18 protein-coding genes and 1 pseudogene are annotated in these 19,438 nt (G+C 74.8%); 13 read left to right on the top strand and 6 right to left on the bottom strand.

The features are described from left to right. A pseudogene (locus tag IDM29_RS06790) lies at window positions 1-542 on the bottom strand (hypothetical protein); the annotation flags it as partial. A 28-nt stretch (window positions 543-570) separates the two neighbouring features. Continuing rightward, complete coding sequence (locus IDM29_RS06785; RefSeq protein ID WP_182112315.1) at window positions 571-996, bottom strand: DUF4190 domain-containing protein; 426 nt, start codon at window positions 994-996, stop codon at window positions 571-573. Window positions 997-1,125: 129 nt separating this feature from the next. Between IDM29_RS06785 and IDM29_RS06780 the strand changes: the two genes are divergently transcribed. Continuing rightward, entirely contained in the window at window positions 1,126-2,466 is a 1,341-nt protein-coding gene (locus IDM29_RS06780; protein ID WP_188037334.1) for a uracil-xanthine permease family protein, read from the top strand. 43 nt (window positions 2,467-2,509) lie between these two features. On the opposite strand, the gene IDM29_RS06775 is transcribed toward IDM29_RS06780, so the two are convergent. Genes IDM29_RS06775 through IDM29_RS06760 form a run of 4 tightly spaced genes read right to left on the bottom strand, consistent with a single transcriptional unit; the run spans window position 2,510 to window position 5,083 of the window. Beyond that, window positions 2,510-3,121, bottom strand: coding sequence for an N-acetyltransferase (locus IDM29_RS06775; protein WP_255491667.1), 612 nt, complete (start codon window positions 3,119-3,121; stop codon window positions 2,510-2,512). Beyond that, window positions 3,118-3,822: a LytR C-terminal domain-containing protein gene (locus tag IDM29_RS06770; protein ID WP_182112313.1), complete on the bottom strand. Its 705-nt coding sequence runs from the start codon at window positions 3,820-3,822 to the stop codon at window positions 3,118-3,120. The genes IDM29_RS06775 and IDM29_RS06770 overlap by 4 nt, the downstream gene beginning before the upstream one ends. Continuing rightward, on the bottom strand, window positions 3,822-4,121 hold the full coding sequence (locus tag IDM29_RS06765; protein ID WP_182112312.1) for a type II toxin-antitoxin system VapB family antitoxin: 300 nt from the start codon (window positions 4,119-4,121) through the stop codon (window positions 3,822-3,824). The genes IDM29_RS06770 and IDM29_RS06765 overlap by 1 nt, the downstream gene beginning before the upstream one ends. Then, window positions 4,118-5,083 carry a DMT family transporter gene (locus IDM29_RS06760; protein WP_255491666.1) on the bottom strand — a complete coding sequence of 322 codons (966 nt, stop codon included), beginning with the start codon at window positions 5,081-5,083 and terminating at the stop codon, window positions 4,118-4,120. Before IDM29_RS06760 ends, IDM29_RS06765 begins: the two co-directional genes overlap by 4 nt. A 158-nt stretch (window positions 5,084-5,241) precedes the next feature. Here IDM29_RS06760 and IDM29_RS06755 point away from each other — a divergent pair, with 158 nt between their 5' ends. From IDM29_RS06755 to IDM29_RS06700, 12 genes are all read left to right on the top strand, one after another. After that, entirely contained in the window at window positions 5,242-5,397 is a 156-nt protein-coding gene (locus IDM29_RS06755) for a hypothetical protein (RefSeq protein ID WP_182114354.1), read from the top strand. Further along, entirely contained in the window at window positions 5,394-5,483 is a 90-nt protein-coding gene (locus tag IDM29_RS06750) for a potassium-transporting ATPase subunit F (RefSeq protein ID WP_188037333.1), read from the top strand. The genes IDM29_RS06755 and IDM29_RS06750 overlap by 4 nt, the downstream gene beginning before the upstream one ends. Further along, window positions 5,483-7,153 (top strand): potassium-transporting ATPase subunit KdpA, encoded by a 1,671-nt coding sequence (kdpA, locus tag IDM29_RS06745; protein WP_188037332.1) that lies wholly within the window; start codon window positions 5,483-5,485, stop codon window positions 7,151-7,153. Before IDM29_RS06750 ends, kdpA begins: the two co-directional genes overlap by 1 nt. A 5-nt stretch (window positions 7,154-7,158) precedes the next feature. Continuing rightward, window positions 7,159-9,321, top strand: coding sequence for a potassium-transporting ATPase subunit KdpB (kdpB, locus tag IDM29_RS06740; protein WP_188037331.1), 2,163 nt, complete (start codon window positions 7,159-7,161; stop codon window positions 9,319-9,321). A gap of 52 nt (window positions 9,322-9,373) precedes the next feature. Next, window positions 9,374-9,985 (top strand): potassium-transporting ATPase subunit KdpC, encoded by a 612-nt coding sequence (gene kdpC / locus IDM29_RS06735; protein ID WP_188037330.1) that lies wholly within the window; start codon window positions 9,374-9,376, stop codon window positions 9,983-9,985. 4 nt (window positions 9,986-9,989) lie between these two features. Continuing rightward, on the top strand, window positions 9,990-12,482 hold the full coding sequence (locus IDM29_RS06730; protein WP_188037329.1) for a DUF4118 domain-containing protein: 2,493 nt from the start codon (window positions 9,990-9,992) through the stop codon (window positions 12,480-12,482). Beyond that, window positions 12,479-13,189, top strand: coding sequence for a response regulator (locus IDM29_RS06725; protein ID WP_182112306.1), 711 nt, complete (start codon window positions 12,479-12,481; stop codon window positions 13,187-13,189). The genes IDM29_RS06730 and IDM29_RS06725 overlap by 4 nt, the downstream gene beginning before the upstream one ends. 107 nt (window positions 13,190-13,296) lie before the next feature. Next, complete coding sequence (locus IDM29_RS06720; RefSeq protein WP_182114320.1) at window positions 13,297-13,812, top strand: gluconokinase; 516 nt, start codon at window positions 13,297-13,299, stop codon at window positions 13,810-13,812. Window positions 13,813-13,860: 48 nt separating this feature from the next. Next, entirely contained in the window at window positions 13,861-15,240 is a 1,380-nt protein-coding gene (locus IDM29_RS06715; RefSeq protein ID WP_182112305.1) for a GntP family permease, read from the top strand. A 40-nt stretch (window positions 15,241-15,280) separates the two neighbouring features. Then, complete coding sequence (locus IDM29_RS06710) at window positions 15,281-16,168, top strand: ABC transporter ATP-binding protein (RefSeq protein ID WP_188037328.1); 888 nt, start codon at window positions 15,281-15,283, stop codon at window positions 16,166-16,168. A 62-nt stretch (window positions 16,169-16,230) separates the two neighbouring features. Beyond that, a complete protein-coding gene (locus IDM29_RS06705) occupies window positions 16,231-17,220 on the top strand; it encodes an iron-siderophore ABC transporter substrate-binding protein (protein ID WP_188037327.1) in 990 nt (329 codons plus the stop codon). Between the two features lie 11 nt (window positions 17,221-17,231). Further along, window positions 17,232-19,328, top strand: coding sequence for an iron ABC transporter permease (locus tag IDM29_RS06700; protein ID WP_188037335.1), 2,097 nt, complete (start codon window positions 17,232-17,234; stop codon window positions 19,326-19,328). Window positions 19,329-19,438 lie beyond the last annotated feature (110 nt).

Raw genomic sequence — 19,438 nt, 5'->3', positions numbered from 1 at the left:
CGGGCGGCGGCCGCGAGCGGCAGCACGAGCGCGCCCGGGGCCACCTTCACCCACGCCCCGAGGGTCAGCAGCGCCGCGGCGCCGCGCGTGCGGGTCGTCGTCGGCGCCGCCGCCAGGAGCAGCGCGACGATCGTCAGCGGCGCGACGACGGCGTCGAGCCGGCCGATCCCCACGGGGCCCAGGAGGAGCAGGAACGCCAGCCACCACCACGCCGCGGCCTCGCCGCGTCGCCCGCCGGCGCGCAGCAGCGCGGCGACCGCGAACGCGTCGAGCAGCGTGACGAGCCCGCACCACGCGAGGGCGTACCCGGGGGTGGTGGCGGCGACCAGCGCCGGCAGCAGCATCGGCAGGACCGCCGCCGCCGGGTACACGGACGGCTCGTCCAGGACGGGCCAGCGCCCCTCGTGGAGCCCGAGGTGCATCCACCAGCGGTAGAGGTCGACGTCGTGGAAGGCCGCGCCGGGCAGCACCACCACGCCGAGGTAGGTCAGCCAGCCGTGGACCGCGACGAAGGCGGCCCACACGGCGGCCCGGGTGGCCACGGTCGGCCGTCAGCGCCGCGGCGTCCGGTCAGTAGCCCGACGTCGTGCCGATCCCCCAGAGGACCGCACCCCAGACGAACACGAAGAACAGGCCGCCGAGCACGGCGATGCCGATGCCGACCCAGCCGAGGATCTGGCCCCACGTCGCGAGCGACGCGCCGCCCTCACCGGTGCGCGCGATCTCCTTCTTGGCCATGGGCCCGATGATGACCGCGGCGATCGAGCCGATGAACGGCAGTGCCGTGAGCCCGCAGATGCCGGCGACGAGCGCCATGACCGCCATCGTGTTGTTGGCCGGGGGCGCCACGGGCGGGTAGCCGCCGTAGCCGTACTGGCCCGGGTGGCCGCCCTGCTGGCCGGGCTGCTGCTGGTACCCCTGCGGGTACCCCTGCTGGGGGTAGGGCGAGTAGCCCGGGTCGGGCTGACCGGGCGGCGGGGTCGTGGGCACGCTCATGACAGCTCCTCGGATCGGGCGACGGCGGCAAGCATTTCACAGCGGCGTGACACGAGGTGGCTAGGCTGCCCCCGGCTCCGGCGGCGCTCGTGTGCGACCGTGCGGAAGGGCCCCGGCTGAGGAGGACGCATGGCGCTCGGGTGGCAGGTGCACGGCGACGGCCGTCAGGTCGGTCCGGGGGCGGTCGTGGCGCCCGACGAGCGGCTCAGCTGGCCGCGGACGGTCGGCATCGGCATGCAGCACGTGGTGGCCATGTTCGGCGCCACCTTCCTCGTGCCGATCCTCACGGGGCTGCCCCCGGCGACGACGCTGTTCTTCTCCGCGATCGGCACCGCGCTCTTCCTGCTCGTCACCGGCAACCGGCTGCCGAGCTACCTGGGCTCGAGCTTCGCGTTCATCGCGCCGATCGCCGCCGCGCAGGCCGACGGCGGCACGGCCGTCGCTCTCGGCGGCGTGCTCGTCACGGGAGCCCTGCTCGCCGTCGTGGGCCTGCTCGTGCAGGCCGTGGGTGCGCGCTGGATCGACGTCGTCATGCCGCCGGTCGTCACCGGGACGATCGTCGCCCTCATCGGGCTCAACCTCGCGCCCGTGGCGTGGGACAACGTCCAGAAGGCGCCCGTGACCGCGGTGGCGACGCTGTTCGCCGTCGTGCTCATCACCGTGCTGTTCCGCGGCATCCTCGGGCGCCTCGCCATCCTGCTCGGGGTGCTGGTCGGCTACGCGGTCGCCGTGCTGCGGGGCGAGGTCGACTTCAAGGCGGTCAAGGACGCGGCCTGGGTGGGCCTGCCGGACTTCACGGCGCCCGTGTTCGACCTCAGCGTGCTCGGGCTCTTCGTCCCCGTGGTGTTCGTGCTCATCGCCGAGAACGTCGGCCACGTGAAGTCGGTGGCCGCGATGACCAACCGCGACCTCGACTCGGTGATGGGGCGCGCGCTCTTCGCGGACGGCGTCGCGACCACCCTGGCCGGGGCCGGCGGCGGGTCCGGCACGACGACGTACGCGGAGAACATCGGCGTCATGGCGGCGACGCGCGTGTACTCGACGGCCGCGTACTGGGTCGCCGCGGGCACCGCGCTGCTCCTGAGCCTGTCGCCCAAGTTCGGCGCGCTCATCGCCACGATCCCCCAGGGCGTGCTCGGCGGGGCCACGACGGTGCTCTACGGGATGATCGGCATCCTCGGCGCCCGGATCTGGGTGCAGAACAAGGTCGACTTCTCCGACCCGGTGAACCTCACGACGGCCGCCGTCGCGCTCATCATCGGCATCGCGAACTACACCTGGGCCGTGGGCGACGTGACGTTCGAGGGCATCGCGCTCGGCACCGCCGCCGCGATCGGGATCTACCACCTCATGCGGTCCGTGGCCCGGTGGCGCGGGACGTCCGAGGAGGCCGCGAGCCCGGCCTCGGTGCCCGGCGGCACGGAGCTGCCCGACCGGCGGCAGGACGACCGGCCGGACCCGGCGAGCTAGGCGGGCGCCCGACCCGACGCCGCGACGAGCTCGGCCGGCGGGACTAGAGGTGCAGGCCCAGCTGCCCGGCGTCGTCGGCGACCGGCCGGAAGCCGAGGTGGGCGTAGAACCCGCGGGCCCGGGTGTTGGCGGGGTCCACGCCGAGGTGCACGCCCGGCACGCCCCGGTCCCGCAGCGCCGTGAACAGGTGCTCCAGGAGCGCGCGCCCGTGCCCGCCGCCCTGCGCCTGCGGCAGGAGGTCGACGTGCAGGTGCGCGGGGAACCGCGCGACGACGGCGTCGTCGGTGCGCGGGGGCTCGTGGATCAGGGCCACCAGCGCCGCGTCGCGCGTCCCGGGCGCGAACTCGTCGCGCGGGTGGCGGCGCCGGACCTGCGGCCACCACCGCTCCTCGCACGCCGCCTCGAAGGCGGCGGTGTCGGCGGCGCCGATCACGTAGCCGACCGGCACGTCGTCGTCGCCGACGAGGACGAATGCCAGGTCCGGTGCGAGGAGGAGGTAGGGCCGCAGCCAGATGTCGCAGATGAGCTCCGGCTGGGCGAAGACCTGCGTCGCGTCCCCGCCGGCCTCGCCCGTGCGGATGCAGACGTCGTCCAGGGCGGCGGCGTCGTCGGGGCGTGCGAGGCGGACGTGCAGGGCCGGTGGTGCGCCGCTCACCCCTCCGTGGCCTCTCCCTCGGCCGGCGCTCCCTCCTCGGCGGGAGCCTCGCCCTCCGCGGGCGCCTCCTCGGGGGCGGCCGGTGCGGGGAGTGCGGCAGCGCGCGCCTCCTCGAGCGGCACGCAGCCCGCGACGCCGGTGAGCGGCGCGGCCTGGTCGAGCACCACGGCGTTGGACTCGACGAGACTCCCGAACTCCTGGCCGAGCACGAGGTCGACGCTCGCGTCGGCGCGCTGGTCGAGGACCAGCGTGGGGGTCGTGACGTGCGCCGCGAGCGTGTACGCGGCGGCAAGCCCGGCCTCGCCGAACGTGATCTGCGCGGTGCCCGGCAGCTTGGCCGGGTAGTTGCCCGCCGTGAGCACCGCGAAGCCCCGTGCCGTCAGGGCGTCGCGCGTGCTGCCGGCGAGCCCGGAGGTGCCGGCGCCGTTGAGGACGTTGATCGTGACGGTGTTGTACTGCACCGGCAGGGTGCCCTCGGGCGGGCAGGGCGGGGGCGGCAGGGCTGCGGCGCCGGCGTCCGGGGGCGGGGTGCTGAACTCGCGGTCCAGGAACGGCGCGGAGATGACGCCCGTGTAGACGGCCGCGGAGCCGAGGCCGGCCACGGCGAGCGCCGCGATGAGCGACCCGAAGACGACCGCCTGCCGCTCGTGCTGGCGTCGGCGCCGCAGGCGGCGCTCGCGGTCGGCGGCGGTCTCCTCCATCAGTCCTCCACGACGAGCACTCGGGCATGCAGGATCGGGCGCTGCTGGAGGGCGGCGCGCACGGCGCGGTGCAGGCCGTCCTCGAGGTACATGACGCCCTTCCACTGCACGACGTGGGCGAACAGGTCGCCGTAGAACGTCGAGTCCTCCGAGAGGAGGTTGTCGAGGTTGAGCGTGCGCTTGGTCGTCACGAGGTCGTCGAGGCGCACCTGCCGGGGCGGGACCTCGGCCCACTGCTTGGGCGTGGTGAGCCCGTGGTCCGGGTACGGGCGCCCGTCGCCCACGGCCTTGAAGATCACGCGGCGAGTCTAGTCGGCGCACCCTTGCGCCACGTGCGACCTCGGGATGACTCGGGTCGGCGCGTGATCCACACGCCCAGCAGGCACAGCGCCCCACCGGCGAACGCGAGCAGCGGCGGCACCTCGCCCAGCAGCAGCCAGCCGAGCAGCACCGCGAGCGGGGGGACGAGGTACGTGGTGGAGCCGAGGCGGCCCGCGTCGCTGCGCGCGAGGGCGTAGGCCCACGTGGTGAACGCGACGGCCGTCGGGAACAGGCCCAGGTACACCACGCCCAGGAGCGGTCCCGGGCCCGGGGCCGCCGTGAGGTCCGCGACCAGCTGCGGTGCGAACGGCAGGCACGCCAGGGCGCCGACCGTGCACGCGGCCCACGTCACCTGCAGCGCCGAGAGCCGTCCGAGCAGTGGCTTCTGCACGATGACGGCGACGGCGTAGGCGACCGCGGCGACGACGCACAGGACTGCGCCCCACACGTCCGCGCGCTCCCCGGTCGACGTCGCGACGCCGATGACCACGACGCCGGCCAGTCCCACCGTGCTGCCCACCAGCAGGGGCCGCGGGAAGCCCTCGCCCAGGGTGATCCCGGCGAGGACCGCCAGGAGCACGGGTCCCACGTTGACGAGCATCGACGCGGTCCCGGCGTCGATGCGCTGCTCGGCCGCGTTGAGCGCGAGGTTGTAGACCCCGAACCAGAGCACGCCGACGGCGACCAGGCGGGGCCACGCGGCGCGGGGCGGCCACGCCTGGCGCTGGAGGAGCAGGGGCACGCCCAGGGCGACGCTCCCCACGAGGAGCCGGCCGAGGGTCAGCGCTCCCGGGCCGACGTCGGCGCCGACGTCGCGGATGGCGACGAACGCGGAGGCCCACAGCACGACGGTCACGCCGATCGCGACCACGGGCAGGGCCGGGTGGCGCGAGGTCCGCGGCGAGGGGCGGGAGGTCGGGCCCGAGGCGTGGGAGGTCACGCCTCGACGCTAGGGCCGGGGGCCGTCCCGTGGCTCGCGAGATCCTGCCGTCCTGGCGCGAGATGGCGCCGGGCGCACGGGTTCCGTCAGGACGCGCACCGGGACCGTAGGGAAACCGTCAGGACGGCGGATCTCACCCCGGCGCGGGCGTGGGATGGGTGGCGAGCCCACCCGGGCCCCGCGTGCGCCCACCGGGCGGCGCGGTCCGGAACCGACGTCAGGAGTCACCCGTGCTGGACCTCGTCTTCGTGGCAGCCTCGATCGCGGTCTTCGCGCTCGTGGCCGTCGTCGGTCGGGGGGTCGCGACGCTGTGATCGTCCTCGACCTCATCGCCGCGGCCCTCGCGGTCGCCGCCGTCGTCTACCTCGTGTGGGCGCTCGTCAATCCGGAGCGGTTCTGATGGCCGCCTGGTACGCCGTCGCCCAGGCGCTCGCGCTCGCGCTGGTGCTGGCAGGGCTCCACCGACCGCTCGGCGAGTACATGGCGCGCGTCTACACGTCCGGCAAGGACCTGCGCGTCGAGCGCGGGTTCTACCGGGTCCTCGGCGTCGACCCGCGGGCCGAGCAGACCTGGTCGCAGTACCTGCGGGCGCTGCTCGCGTTCTCGCTGGTCGGCCTCCTGCTGCTCTACGCCATGCAGCGCCTGCAGACGGTGCTGCCCTACCACCTGGGGCTGCCCCCGGTCGGCGAGCACCTGGCGTTCAACACGGCCGCGTCGTTCGTCGCGAACACCAACTGGCAGTCGTACTCGCCCGAGCTCACCGTCGGGTACGCGGTGCAGGCCGCGGGTCTGGCCGTGCAGAACGTCGTCTCGGCCGCCGTCGGCATCGGCGTCGTCATCGCGCTGCTGCGGGGGTTCGCGCGGCGCAGGGCCGGCACGATCGGCAACTTCTGGGTCGACCTGACCCGCGGCACGCTGCGGATCCTGCTCCCCGGTGCCGCGATCGGCGCCGTGGTGCTCATCGCCGGCGGCGTGGTGCAGAACTGGTCCGGGTTCACCGACGTCGCGACGCTCGCCGGCGGCGTGCAGTCCGTCCCCGGGGGCCCCGTGGCCTCCCAGGAGTCGATCAAGCTGCTCGGCACGAACGGCGGCGGCTTCTTCAACGCGAACTCGGCGCACCCGTTCGAGAACCCGACGCCCTGGACCAACCTCGTCGAGGTCGTCCTCATGCTCGCGATCCCGTTCTCGCTGCCGCGCACGATGGGGCGGATGCTCGGCGACACCCGCCAGGGGCACGCGATCCTCGCGGCCATGGCGACGATCTTCGCCGTCTCGCTCGCTGCGCTGACGCTGTTCGAGTGGCACGCCACGGGGGACGCCCCGGCGGCCGCGGGCGGCGCGATGGAGGGCAAGGAGCTGCGCTTCGGCGTGGCCGGCTCGGCGCTGTTCGCCACGACGAGCACCCTGACCTCGACCGGCGCCGTGAACTCGATGCACGACTCGTACACCGCGCTCGGCGGCATGATGCCGATGCTCAACATGATGTTCGGGGAGGTCGCCCCGGGCGGCGTCGGCTCGGGGCTGTACGGGATGCTCGTGCTCGCGATCATCGCCGTGTTCCTGGGCGGCCTCATGGTCGGCCGCACGCCCGAGTACCTGGGCAAGAAGATCGGGCCGCGCGAGATCAAGCTCGCCTCGCTGTACATCCTCGTCACGCCGGTCCTCGTGCTCACCGGCACGGCGCTGAGCTTCGCGATCCCCGGGGTGCGGGCCGACGTCGAGGCGACGTCGATCTGGAACCCCGGCGTCCACGGGTTCTCCGAGGTGCTCTACGCGTTCACGTCCGCGGCCAACAACAACGGCTCCGCGTTCGCGGGCCTGACGGCCAACACGCCGTGGTTCAACACGGCGCTCGGCGTGGCGATGCTCCTCGGACGGTTCCTGCCGATCCTCTTCGTCCTCGCCCTGGCGGGCTCGCTCGCGGCGCAGGACCGCGTGCCCGCCACGGTCGGCACGCTGCCGACCCACCGGCCGCAGTTCGTCGGCCTGCTCACGGGCGTCACGGTCGTCGTGACCGCCCTGACGTACTTTCCCGCACTCGCGCTGGGTCCCCTGGCGGAAGGTCTCTGACACCCATGTCCACGACAGCACAGCTCTCACCGGCGCCGACGGCGCCCCACACCACTGCCCCGCGGACGTCCGCCCCGAGCGCCTTCGGGCCCCGACAGCTCGCCGCGGCCCTGCCCGGCGCGCTGCGCAAGCTCGACCCGCGCCTCATGTGGCGTAACCCCGTCATGTTCGTCGTCGAGGTCGGCGCGGTGCTCACCACCGTGCTGGCCGTGGCCGAGCCGTTCCTCGGCGGTCCCGGCACGTCGGGCGGGTCACCGGTCCCGGCGACCTTCACCGCCGGCATCGCCGTGTGGCTCTGGCTCACCGTCGTCTTCGCCAACCTCGCGGAGTCCGTGGCCGAGGGCCGGGGCAAGGCCCAGGCGGACAGCCTGCGCCGCACGCGGACCAGCACCTCGGCGAACGTCGTGCAGGGCTACGACGCGGCGGGCGACCCCGCCGCGGAGCGCGCCGCGACGCGCGCCGTCGCGTCCTCGGAGCTCACGGTGGGCGACGTCGTCGTCGTGAGCGCGGGCGAGCCCGTCCCGGGCGACGGCGACATCGTGTGGGGCATCGCGTCCGTCGACGAGTCGGCCATCACGGGCGAGTCCGCGCCCGTGGTGCGCGAGTCCGGCGGTGACCGGAGTGCCGTGACGGGTGGCACGCGGGTCCTGTCCGACCGGATCGTCGTGCGCATCACCTCGCGGCCGGGCGAGACCTTCGTCGACCGCATGATCGCGCTCGTGGAGGGCGCGGCGCGGCAGAAGACCCCCAACGAGATCGCGCTGAACATCCTGCTCGCGAGCCTGTCGATCGTCTTCGTGGTCGTCACCCTGACGCTCAACCCGCTCGCCTCCTACGCCGCCGCGCCGGTGAGCCTGACCGTGCTCGTGGCGCTCCTCGTGTGCCTCATCCCGACGACGATCGGGGCACTGCTGTCGGCGATCGGCATCGCGGGGATGGACCGCCTGGTCCAGCACAACGTGCTCGCGATGTCGGGCCGCGCGGTCGAGGCCGCCGGCGACGTCACGACGCTGCTGCTCGACAAGACGGGCACCATCACCTACGGCAACCGGCGGGCGACGGCGTTCCTGCCGCTCACCGGCGTCGCCGAGCACGACCTGGTGCGCGCGGCGTCGCGCGCCTCCGGGGGCGACCCAACGCCCGAGGGACGGTCGATCGTCGACCTCGCCGTCGAGCGCGGCGTCATGCCCGCGGGCGTCGACGGCGGCCGGCTGGTGCCGTTCACGGCGCAGACGCGCATGAGCGGGGTGGACCTGGTCGACGGCGCCCTCGTGCGCAAGGGCGCCGGGTCGGCGGTGATCGCGTGGCTCGAGGAGGACGGCCCGATCCCGGCGGACGTGCGCCGCGACCTCGACGGCCACGTCGAGCGCGTCTCGGCGAGCGGCGGCACGCCGCTGGTCGTCGCCGAGCGCGCGCCGGACGGCACGGGGCGCGTCCTCGGCGTCGTGCACCTCAAGGACGTCGTCAAGGAGGGCATGGCGCAGCGGTTCGCCGAGCTGCGGGCGATGGGCATCCGCACCGTGATGATCACGGGTGACAACCCGCTGACCGCCAAGGCCATCGCGGCCGAGGCCGGCGTCGACGACTACCTCGCGGAGGCCACGCCCGAGGACAAGCTCGCGCTCATCCGGCGCGAGCAGGAGGGCGGCAACCTCGTCGCGATGACGGGCGACGGCACCAACGACGCCCCGGCGCTCGCGCAGGCCGACGTCGGCGTCGCGATGAACACCGGCACCTCGGCCGCGAAGGAGGCCGGGAACATGGTCGACCTGGACTCCGACCCGACCAAGCTCATCGACATCGTGCGGATCGGCAAGCAGCTGCTCATCACGCGGGGCGCGCTGACGACCTTCTCGCTCGCCAACGACGTCGCGAAGTACTTCGCGATCATCCCCGCCATGTTCGCCGGGGTCTTCCCGGGCCTGGCGGCGCTCAACGTCATGCAGCTGGCCTCGCCCGCGTCGGCGATCCTCTCCGCGATCATCTTCAACGCGCTGGTCATCGTGGTGCTCATCCCGCTCGCCCTGCGCGGCGTGCGGTACCGGCCCCTCTCGGCGCCCAAGATCCTCAGCCGCAACCTGCTCGTCTACGGGCTCGGCGGGATCGTCGCGCCGTTCGTCGGCATCAAGGCCATCGACCTGCTGGTCAGCCTGCTCCCCGGGTTCTGACCCTCGCCGGCACCCCGACCAGCCGCCACCCCTCACCACAGAAGGACCGTCCATGAGCTCCGCTCGCACCACCTGGCCGCACGTGCGCGTCGCCGTCCGCGCCATGCTCGTCCTGACCGTCGTCCTCGGCGTCGCGTACCCGCTGGCGATCACCGCGATCGGGCAGGTCGCCCTCGGGTCGCGGGCCGACGGCTCGCTCGTCCGCGGGCAGGACGGCGCCGTCGTCGGCTCCGCGCTGATCGGGCAGTCGTTCACCGACGCCGACGGCGAGCCGCTGCCCGAGTACCTCCAGCCGCGGCCCTCCGCCGCGGGCGACGGCTACGACGCGGGCGCTTCGAGCGGCAGCAACCTGGGCCCGAACAACGCCGACCTCGTGGCGTCGATCGAGGAGCGCCGGGCCGCGGTGGCGACGCTCGAGGGCATCGCCGAGGCCGACGTCCCGGTCGATGCGCTCACCGCGTCGGCGTCGGGCCTGGACCCGCACATCAGCCCCGAGTACGCCGAGCTGCAGGTGGCCCGCGTCGCGGCCGCGCGCGGCCTGTCCGAGGACGCCGTGCGCGACGTGGTCGCCGACGCGACGGCGGGCCGCGACCTCGGGTTCCTCGGCGAGCCGCGCGTCGACGTCCTCACAGTCAACCTGGCGCTCGACCGGCTGGCAGGCTGAGCGCATGTCACGTGGGCGCCTGCGGGTCCTCCTCGGCGCCGCGCCCGGAGTGGGCAAGACCTACGCCATGCTCGAGGAGGGCCGGGACCTGCGTGCGGAGGGACGCGACGTCGTGGTCGCGGTCGTGGAGACCCACGGCCGCGCCGCCACGGCGGCGCTCGCCGAGGGCCTCGACGTGGTGCCGCGCACGCAGGTCGAGCACCGGGGGGTGACGCTGGCGGAGATGGACCTCGACGCCGTGCTCGCGCGGCGGCCGCAGGTCGCGCTCGTCGACGAGCTCGCGCACACCAACGCGCCAGGCTCGCGGCACGCCAAGCGCTGGCAGGACGTGGCCGCCCTTCTGGACGCCGGCATCGACGTCGTCACCACCGTGAACGTGCAGCACGTCGAGTCGCTCAACGACGTGGTGCAGACGATCACCGGGGTGCCGCAGCGCGAGACGGTCCCCGACTCCGTGCTGCGGGGGGCGGACCAGGTCGAGCTCGTCGACCTCGCGCCGCAGGCCCTGCGCGAGCGCCTCGCGGAGGGCAACGTCTACCCGGCCGAGCGCATCGACGCGGCGCTGTCGCACTACTTCCGGCTCGGGAACCTCACGGCGCTGCGCGAGCTCGCGCTGCTGTGGCTGGCCGACGAGGTCGACAACGCCCTGCGCACCTACCGTGCCGAGCACGAGATCGGGGGCACGTGGGAGGCGCGCGAGCGCGTCGTCGTCGCGCTGACCGGCGGCCCCGAGGGGGAGACGTTGCTGCGCCGGGGCGCGCGCATCGCCGCGCGCTCCGCGGGCGGGCAGCTGCTCGCCGTCCACGTCACCGGGCAGACCGGGCTCCGCGAGTCGAGCCCGCAGGCGCTCGCGGCGCAGGCCGCCCTCGCCGAGACCCTCGGCGGCACGTACCACCAGGTCGTCGGCGACGACGTCGCCCGCACGCTGGTCGAGTTCGCGCGCACGCACGACGCGACGCAGCTCGTCATCGGGCTGAGCCGGCGCGGCCGGCTGGCCGCCGCGCTGAGCGGCCCCGGCGTCGGCGCGACAGTCATCCGCGAGTCCGGCTCGATCGACGTGCACATCGTCAACCACGCCGCCGCCGGAGGGCGGGCGGCGCTGCCGCGGCTGCGGGGCGCCCTCACGACGCGCCGGAGGGTGCTCGGCCTGGTCGTCTCCCTGCTCGGCGGGCCGCTGCTCACCGCGGCGCTCGTGGGGCTGCGCACGCCGGACTCGCTGGTCGCCGACGTGCTGGCCTACCAGCTCCTGGTGGTCGTCGTCGCGCTCGTCGGAGGGCTCTGGCCGGCGCTCTTCACCGCCGTGATGTCCGGCCTGACGCTCGACTACTTCTTCATCGAGCCGGTGCGGACGGTGAGCATCGGCGAGCCGCTGCACGCCGTCGGGCTGGTGCTCTACATCGTCAACGGGATGCTCGTCAGCCTCGTGGTGGACCAGGCCGCGCGCCGCAGCCGGGTGGCGCGCCGGGCCGCGGCCGAGTCGGAGCTGATGCTGGCGGTCGCTGGCGGCGTGCTGCGCGGGCAGGACGTGCTCGGGGCGCTGGTGGCGCGCGCGCGCGAGGCGTTCGGTCTCGACGCGGTGCGCCTGCGCGAGGGCGACGACGTGCGGGCGCAGGACGGCGCGGCCCCACAGGGTGCCCCGTCGGCGACGGTGCGCGTGGACGACGTCGCGGTGCTCGACCTCCACGGATCGCCGCTCGACGCCTCGGCCGCGCGCCTCCTGCCGGTCGTCGTCACCCAGCTCGCCGGGGCCCTCGAGCAGGAGCGCCTGCGCGCGACCGCGAGCGCCGTCGGCCCGCTGGTCGAGGCCGACCAGGTCCGCAGCGCCCTGCTCTCCGCCGTGAGCCACGACCTGCGTCGCCCGCTGGCCGCCGCGGTGACCGCCATCGGTGGCCTGCGGGCGGCCGACGTCGACCTGTCCGCGGCGGACCGCGCGGAGCTGCTCGCGACGGCGGACGAGAGCCTGCGGACCCTGACGACGCTGGTCACGGACCTGCTGGACGTCAGCCGCCTGCAGGCCGGCGTGCTCGGCGTCTCGCTCGCAGCCACCGACGTCGAGGACGTCATCCTCCCGGCGCTCGACGAGCTCGGCGCGGGGCCGGACGACGTCGTGCTCGACCTCGACCCGGACGTGCCGCCCGTCGCGGCGGACCCCGCGCTGCTGCGGCGGGTCATCGTCAACGTCCTGGCGAACGCGATCCACGTCAGCCCGCCGGGGCGCCCGCCGCACGTCTCGACGAGCGCGTTCGGGGAGCACCTCGAGATCCGGGTGGTCGACCACGGTCCCGGGGTCGCCCCCGACCGCCGGGACCAGCTCTTCGTGCCGTTCCAGCGGCTCGGGGACACGGACAACCTCACGGGGCTCGGGCTCGGGCTCGCGCTGTCCCGCGGCTTCACCGAGGGCATGGGTGGCACGCTCACCTCCGAGGACACGCCCGGTGGGGGCCTGACCATGGTCGTCGCGCTTCCCGTCGCGGCGGGGGCGGGGGTGCGGCCGTGAAGATCCTCGTCGCCGACGACGACCCGCAGATCCTGCGGGCGCTGCGCATCACGCTGCGGGCGCGCGGCTACACCGTCCTGACCGCGACCGACGGTGTCGACGCCCTCGCGCAGGCCGCCGAGCACCGGCCGGACCTCTACCTCGTCGACCTCGGCATGCCGAACCTCGACGGCATCGAGCTGATCCAGGCGCTGCGGGGCTGGACCGCGGCGCCGATCCTCGTGGTGTCCGGCCGCACGGGCTCGGGCGACAAGGTGGAAGCGCTGGACGCGGGTGCCGACGACCACGTCTCCAAGCCGTTCCACCTCGACGAGCTGCTCGCGCGCATCCGCGCGCTGACGCGCCGCTCGGCCCCGCGGGCCGACGGGGAGCCGGTCGTGACCTTCGGGGACGTCACGGTCGACCTCGGGCTGAAGATCGTCCTGCGCGGGGCCGACGCGCGTGAGCCGGTGCACCTGACGCCGACCGAGTGGCAGGTCCTCGAGATCCTGGTCCGCAACCCCGGCCGGCTGGTCACGCGCCGCACGATCCTGTCCGAGATCTGGGGCGCGCACGCGACGAGCTCGGGCTACCTGCGGCTGTACCTGTCGCAGCTGCGCAAGAAGCTCGAGCCCGACCCGTCCGCCCCGCGCTACCTGCTCACGGAGTCCGGCATGGGCTACCGCTTCCAGCCGGGCCCGCCGCCCGCCGGGGCGGCCGACGCCTGAGGCGCGGTGGACGAACGCGGGCGGCCTCCGCCAGAGTGGGCGGCGTGACGGACGACGCTGCGGTTCCCCTGACGGCCGACGGCGCGCCCGTCCAGCACCTGGTCATCATGGGCGTCTCGGGCTCGGGCAAGACGACGCTGGCCACGCTCCTCCAGGAGCGGCTCGGCTGGCCCTACGCCGAGGCGGACGAGTTCCACCCCCAGGCCAACATCGACAAGATGTCGGCCGGGACGCCGCTCGACGACGAGGACCGGTGGCCCTGGCTCGAGGCGATCCGGGACTGGCTCACGGCGCAGACCGCGGCCGGGCTCAGCTCGCTCGTCACGTGCTCCGCCCTCAAGGAGAGCTACCGCGACGTGCTGCGCGGGGCGCAGGGTCGCGTCCACTTCGTGCACCTGACCGCCGCCCCCGAGGTGCTCGCCGAGCGCATGGGCGGCCGCTCGGGCCACTTCATGCCGCCCACCCTCCTGCCCTCGCAGCTGCAGACGCTCCAGCCGCTGCGCGAGGACGAGGACGGGATCACGATCGTGGTCGACGTCCCCCCGGACGCGGTCGCCGACCGGACCATCGACGCGTTCGGGCTCGTGGCCGCGGCGCCGCGGGCGAGCGGGCCCACCGACTGACACCATCCCGCGGGAGCGCCGCGGGCCGTCGAGCACCAGGGGGAAGCCGTGCCACCGGAGGACTGGGAACAGACGCTCGGGGCAGCGCCCCTGCTCGGCATTGCGGCGGGCGCGATCGCGCTGCTGCTCTTCCTCATCATCAGGCTGCGCCTGCACGCCTTCCTCGCCCTGATCCTCGTCTCCCTGCTCACCGCGTTCGCGACCGGCGTGCCGGCCGGGGCCGTGGTGGACGTGCTCACCTCGGGCTTCGGGACGACGCTGGGGTCCGTGGCCCTCCTGGTCGGGCTCGGCGCGATGCTCGGCCGGATGGTCGAGACGTCGGGCGGCGCCAAGGTCATGGCGGACACCCTCGTGCGGCGCTTCGGCGAGAAGCGCGCGCCGCTCGCGCTCGGCGTCGCGTCCCTGATCTTCGGCTTCCCGATCTTCTTCGACGCCGGCCTCGTCGTCATGCTGCCGATCGTCTTCGCGGTCGCCCGGCGCCTGGGCGGGTCGGTGCTCTCCTTCGGCCTCCCGGCCGCGGGGGCCTTCTCGGTCATGCACGTCTTCGTGCCACCCCACCCCGGGCCCGTGGCGGCGTCCGAGCTGCTCGGCGCCGACCCGGGGCTGGTCATCCTCATCGGCCTGGTGGTGGCGATCCCGACGTGGTTCGTCAGCTCCTACCTCTACGGCCTGTGGGCCGGACGCAGATGGGTCCTGCCGGTCCCCGAGATCCTCGGGACGTCCGAGGACGAGCCCGCCAACCCGCCGTCGCTGGGCACGGTCGTCGGCGTGCTGCTCCTGCCGCTGTTCCTGATCTTCCTCAACACCGGCCTCGACACGCTGCGCGGCGCCGGGGTCATCGACGGCGACGCGACGTGGGTCCAGCTCGCACGCGCGATCGGCTCGACGCCGGTCGCGCTCCTCATCGCCGTGCTGGTGGCCGCCTGGGTCATGGGCGCCCGGCGCGGACGCGACAAGACGGCGATCGAGCGCCTGCTCGAGTCCGCGCTCGGCCCCGTCTGCTCGGTCATCCTCATCACCGGCGCGGGCGGCATGTTCGGCGGCGTCCTGCGCGCGTCCGGCATCGGCGCCGCGCTCGAGGAGGCCCTCGGCGACCTCGGTCTGCCGATCATCGTGGCCGGGTTCCTCATCGCGACGGTCCTGCGCATCGCCCAGGGCTCGGCGACGGTCGCGCTCATCACGGCGGCGGGCCTCATCGAGCCCGCCGTGGCGAGCGGCGACTACGGGCCCGTGCAGCTGGCGGCGATCGTCCTCGCGGTGGCGGCCGGCTCCGTCATGGCCTCCCACGTCAACGACTCCGGGTTCTGGCTGGTGGGGCGCTTCTTCGGCATGGACGTGAAGACGACGCTCAAGACGTGGACCGTCATGGAGACGATCATCGGCACGATGGGCTTCCTCATCGCCCTGCTCTTCTTCGCCGTCGGGTAGCGGCTTTACGGCTGGACTTAGGTATGGCTAACCTTCGCTTATGACCGCCGCCCCGCCCGCCGTCCTCCGGCCCGACGCCGCCCACCGGGCCGACGTCGCGCCCGGCCGGGTGGCGCTCGAGGGCTCCGACCTGCACCTCGCCTACGACGGCGCTCCGGTCGTGCGCGGCGCGGACCTCGTCCTGCGCGCCGGGCAGGTCACGGCGCTCGTCGGACCCAACGGGTCCGGGAAGTCCACGCTGCTGCGATCGCTCGCGCGCCTGCACCGGCCGACGTCGGGCGCGGTGCGGCTCGCGGCGGCCGACGCGGACGCGTTCGCGCTGCACCCGCGCGAGTTCGCGCGCCTGGTCACCCTGCTCTCGCAGAGCCGGCCGACGCCCGGCGGCGTGACGGTGGCCGACGTCGTCGAGTACGGGCGGCACCCGCACCGCGGTCGCTGGCGGGCCGGCGACGCCGACGGCGCGCGGACCATCGCGTGGGCGATGGCGGTGACCGGCGTCGCCGGGATGGCGCAGCGCGCGGTCGACGAGCTCTCGGGCGGGGAGCTGCAGCGCGTCTGGCTCGCCTCGTGCCTCGCGCAGGACACGGGCGTGCTGCTGCTCGACGAGCCCACCAACCACCTCGACCTGCGCTACCAGGTCGAGATCCTCGACCTGGTCCGCGACCTCGCGGACGACCACGGCGTCGCCGTCGGCGTCGTGCTGCACGACCTCGACCAGGCCGCGGACGTCGCCGACACCGTCGCGCTGCTCGACCGCGGCCGCGTCGTCGGCACGGGCCGGGCGGCCGAGGTGCTGACCGGCCCGGCCCTGACCGAGACCTACGGCATCCGCATCGACGTCACGGTCGACCCGGCGACCGGCCGGGTCCGCGCGCATCCCGTCGGGCGTCACGCCGCGCGCCGCGTGCCGTCCTCCGAACCCCGCTGAGCCGGTCGCCCCGCGACCTGGCCGTCCTGACCGCACCCCACACCACGAATCACGAGGAACCCATGCGCCGCCTCCGCCTGTCCCTGCCTGCCCTCACGGCCCTGGCCGTCGTCTCGCTCGCCGCGTGCGGCACGACCGAGGCCCCCGCGACCGAGACCGACCAGGACAGCGGTGCGGTCGCCGCGGCCGAGCCGATCACGGTCATGGACGAGCGGGGCGAGGTCACCCTGGACGCCCCCGCGCAGCGCGTGGTCTCGCTCGAGTGGGGTCTGACCGAGAACCTGCTCAGCCTCGGCGTCGAGCCGATCGGCGCGGCGGACCCGGCCGGCTACAACACGTGGGCCACGGTCGTCCCGCTCGACGAGGCCACGCCCGACGTCGGCTTCCGCGGCGAGCCGAGCCTGGACGCGATCGCGGCCCTCGAGCCGGACCTCGTCGTGACCACCACGGACCTGCCCGAGAACGTCGTCGCGCAGATCGAGGAGTCCTTCCCCGTGATCGCGCTGCGCGGCTCGGACGCGTCGGACCCGCTCGGCCACCTGCGGGAGACCGTCACGGTCCTCGGTGAGGTCACCGGCACCTCGGACGAGGCGCAGGAGCTGCTCGCGGAGTTCGACACGGCCGTCGAGGAGGGCGCCGCGGCGCTCGCCGAGGCGGGCCTCGAGGGCGCGCCGATCACGATGGCCGACGGCTGGGACAACAACGGCGTGGTCTCGATCCGGATGTACACCGAGGGTGCCTACCTGGGTGCCATCGCGGCCGAGCTCGGCCTCGAGAACGCCTGGACCGGCGAGGGTGACGCCGACTACGGCCTGGCCTCGACCGACGTCGAGGGCCTGACGGGCCTCGGCGACGTGCACTTCCTCTACGCCGCGAGCGACTCGCAGGCCGACCCGTTCGCCGAGGGCCTCGCCGGCAACCCGATCTGGGAGCAGCTGCCGTTCGTCACGGCCGGTGACGTCCACCGCATCCCGGACGGCATCTGGATGTTCGGCGGGCCGGCCTCCGGCGAGGCCTTCGTCGACGCGGTCGTCGACGCGCTGACCGAGTGAGCGTGCCCGTCCTGACGGTCGGGGCGCCGGGGGAGGCCGAGGCGTCCGCCCCGGTCACCCCGGTGCGCCGGCTGCAGGTCGGCGCCGTCCTCCTCCTCGCGCTCGCCCTGGTCGTCGCGCTCGCGCTCGTCGACGTCACGCTCGGCACGTCGGACGTGGGTGCGGGCGACCTGCTGCGCCTGCTCACGGGCGGCGCGGCCGACGACCAGGCCCTCGCGGTGCTGGTCGCCTCGCGCCTGCCGCGCGTGCTCGCCGCCCTGCTCGTCGGCGTCGCGCTCGCGGTGTCCGGCGGGGTGCTCCAGTCGGTCGCGCGCAACCCGCTCGCGTCGCCGGACACCCTCGCCGTCAACGCCGGGGGGTACCTCGCGGTCGTCCTGGCCGCCGTGGTCGGCGTCGCGCTCCCGCTCGCGGTCAACGGGCTGCTCGCGTTCGTCGGCGGCCTCGGGGCGGCCGCGTTCGTGCTCGCCCTGTCGCGGGGTGGGGCGACGGGGCCGACGCGCCTCGTGCTCGCGGGGTCGGCCACCACGCTCGCCCTCGGGTCGCTGACCGTGCTGCTGCTCATGCTCTTCGAGCAGGAGACGCAGGGCCTCTTCGCATGGGGCAGCGGCTCCATCGCCCAGACCGACGCGCGCACGCTGGCGCAGGTCGCCCCCGTCGTGGCGATCGGCCTGGCCGCCGCGCTCGTGCTCGGGCGCCGCCTCGACCTCATGGCGCTGGGCGACGACGCCGCGACCGTGCTCGGGCTCGACGTGCGCCGCACGCGCGTCGTCGCCGTACTCGTCGCGGTGCTGCTCGCGGCGTCGGCGGTCACCGTCGCGGGTCCGATCGGGTTCGTCGGGCTGTGCGCGCCCGTGATCGCGCGGCTGCTGGCGCCACTCGTCCCGGGCCTGCACCGGCACCGCGTGCTGCTGCCGCTGGCGGGCCTCGTCGGCTGCGTCGTCGTGCTCGCCGCCGACATCCTGCTCCGGCTCCTGATCCCCGGCACGGGCAGCGTCGCGGTCCCGACGGGCGTCGTGACGACGCTCTTCGGCGCCGCCGTGCTCGTCTGGCTCGCGCGCCGGCTGCGCGACGACGCGCGACCCACCACCGCCTCCGCCGGCACGGGCGCGCCGCGCACACGGCGCCGCGTCGTGGTGACGCAGGCGATCCTCGTGGCCCTGGTGGCGGGCGCCGTCCTGGCGGGGCTGCTGCTCGGCGACACGATGCTGCTCACGGGCGACGTCGCCAACTGGCTCCGCGGCGTCTCGGGCCGGGGCGTGACCTTCGTGCTCGACCAGCGGGTGCCGCGCGTCGTGGCGGCGCTGCTCGCGGGGGCCGCGCTCGCGCTGTCGGGCTCGATCGTGCAGGCCGTGTGCCGCAACCCGCTCGCCGAGCCGGGCCTGCTCGGCATCACGGGCGGCGCCGGCGTCGGGGCCGTGCTGCTCATCGTGCTGGTCCCGGGCGCGAGCCTGTGGGCGGTGACGGGCTCGGCCACGGTCGCCGCGGCGGCCACGTTCGCGCTCGTCTACGGACTCGCGCACCGTCGCGGGCTCAGCTCGGACCGGCTGGTCCTCGTCGGCGTCGGCGTGAGCGCGGTCGCGACCGCGCTGATCACGGTGATCGTCGTCGTCACCAACCCCTGGAACACCGTGCTCGCGCTGACGTGGCTGTCGGGCTCGACGTACGGCCGCTCGCTCGAGCAGAGCCTGCCCGTGCTCGCGGCCCTGGCCGTCGTCGTGCCCGTGGTGGTGCGGTCGCGGCGCGAGCTCGACCTCGTGGCGCTCGACGACGACACGCCCCGGGTGCTCGGCGTGGGCCTCGGGCCCGCGCGCCTGACCCTGCTCGCGTGCGCGGCCCTGCTCGCCGCGACGGCGGTCTCGGCGGCGGGCGTCGTCGGCTTCGTCGGGCTGGTCGCGCCGCACCTCGCGCGCGGGCTCGTGGGGTCGGCGCACCGGCGGATGGTCCCGGCGGCGACGCTGCTCGGCGCGCTGCTGGTCAGCGTCGCCGACACCGTCGGCCGCACGGTGATCGCCCCGGGCCAGATCCCGGCCGGCCTGGTCACGGCGATGATCGGCGCCCCGTACCTGGTCTGGCTCCTGTGGCGCACCCGCCGCACGGTCGGCCTCTGACCCCCCGCGCCCAGCCCGCTTCTGGCACGGATCCGGTGGTGGCGACGCCCGAATCGCTCCCAAGACCGGCCGAGTGCGCGGCGCGCTCGGCCCGCCGCTCGCCCTGCCGC

The organism is Actinotalea sp. JY-7885, assembly GCF_014525465.1.
GTDB lineage: Bacteria > Actinomycetota > Actinomycetes > Actinomycetales > Cellulomonadaceae > Actinotalea.
Note: the sequence above shows the minus strand (reverse complement) of the source record. Positions and strands in the feature narration are given on the sequence as shown.

What these genes read in the sequence shown, in the direction of transcription:
- IDM29_RS06705 (WP_188037327.1), top strand. Translation starts at nt 16,231, where the DNA reads ATGCGCCGCCTCCGCCTGTCCCTGCCTGCCCTCACGGCCCTGGCCGTC.
- IDM29_RS06730 (WP_188037329.1), top strand. Translation starts at nt 9,990, where the DNA reads ATGTCACGTGGGCGCCTGCGGGTCCTCCTCGGCGCCGCGCCCGGAGTG.
- kdpC (WP_188037330.1), top strand. Translation starts at nt 9,374, where the DNA reads ATGAGCTCCGCTCGCACCACCTGGCCGCACGTGCGCGTCGCCGTCCGC.
- IDM29_RS06720 (WP_182114320.1), top strand. Translation starts at nt 13,297, where the DNA reads ATGGGCGTCTCGGGCTCGGGCAAGACGACGCTGGCCACGCTCCTCCAG.
- IDM29_RS06770 (WP_182112313.1), bottom strand. Translation starts at nt 3,822, where the DNA reads ATGGAGGAGACCGCCGCCGACCGCGAGCGCCGCCTGCGGCGCCGACGC.
- IDM29_RS06710 (WP_188037328.1), top strand. Translation starts at nt 15,281, where the DNA reads ATGACCGCCGCCCCGCCCGCCGTCCTCCGGCCCGACGCCGCCCACCGG.
- IDM29_RS06780 (WP_188037334.1), top strand. Translation starts at nt 1,126, where the DNA reads ATGGCGCTCGGGTGGCAGGTGCACGGCGACGGCCGTCAGGTCGGTCCG.
- IDM29_RS06785 (WP_182112315.1), bottom strand. Translation starts at nt 996, where the DNA reads ATGAGCGTGCCCACGACCCCGCCGCCCGGTCAGCCCGACCCGGGCTAC.
- kdpA (WP_188037332.1), top strand. Translation starts at nt 5,483, where the DNA reads ATGGCCGCCTGGTACGCCGTCGCCCAGGCGCTCGCGCTCGCGCTGGTG.
- kdpB (WP_188037331.1), top strand. Translation starts at nt 7,159, where the DNA reads ATGTCCACGACAGCACAGCTCTCACCGGCGCCGACGGCGCCCCACACC.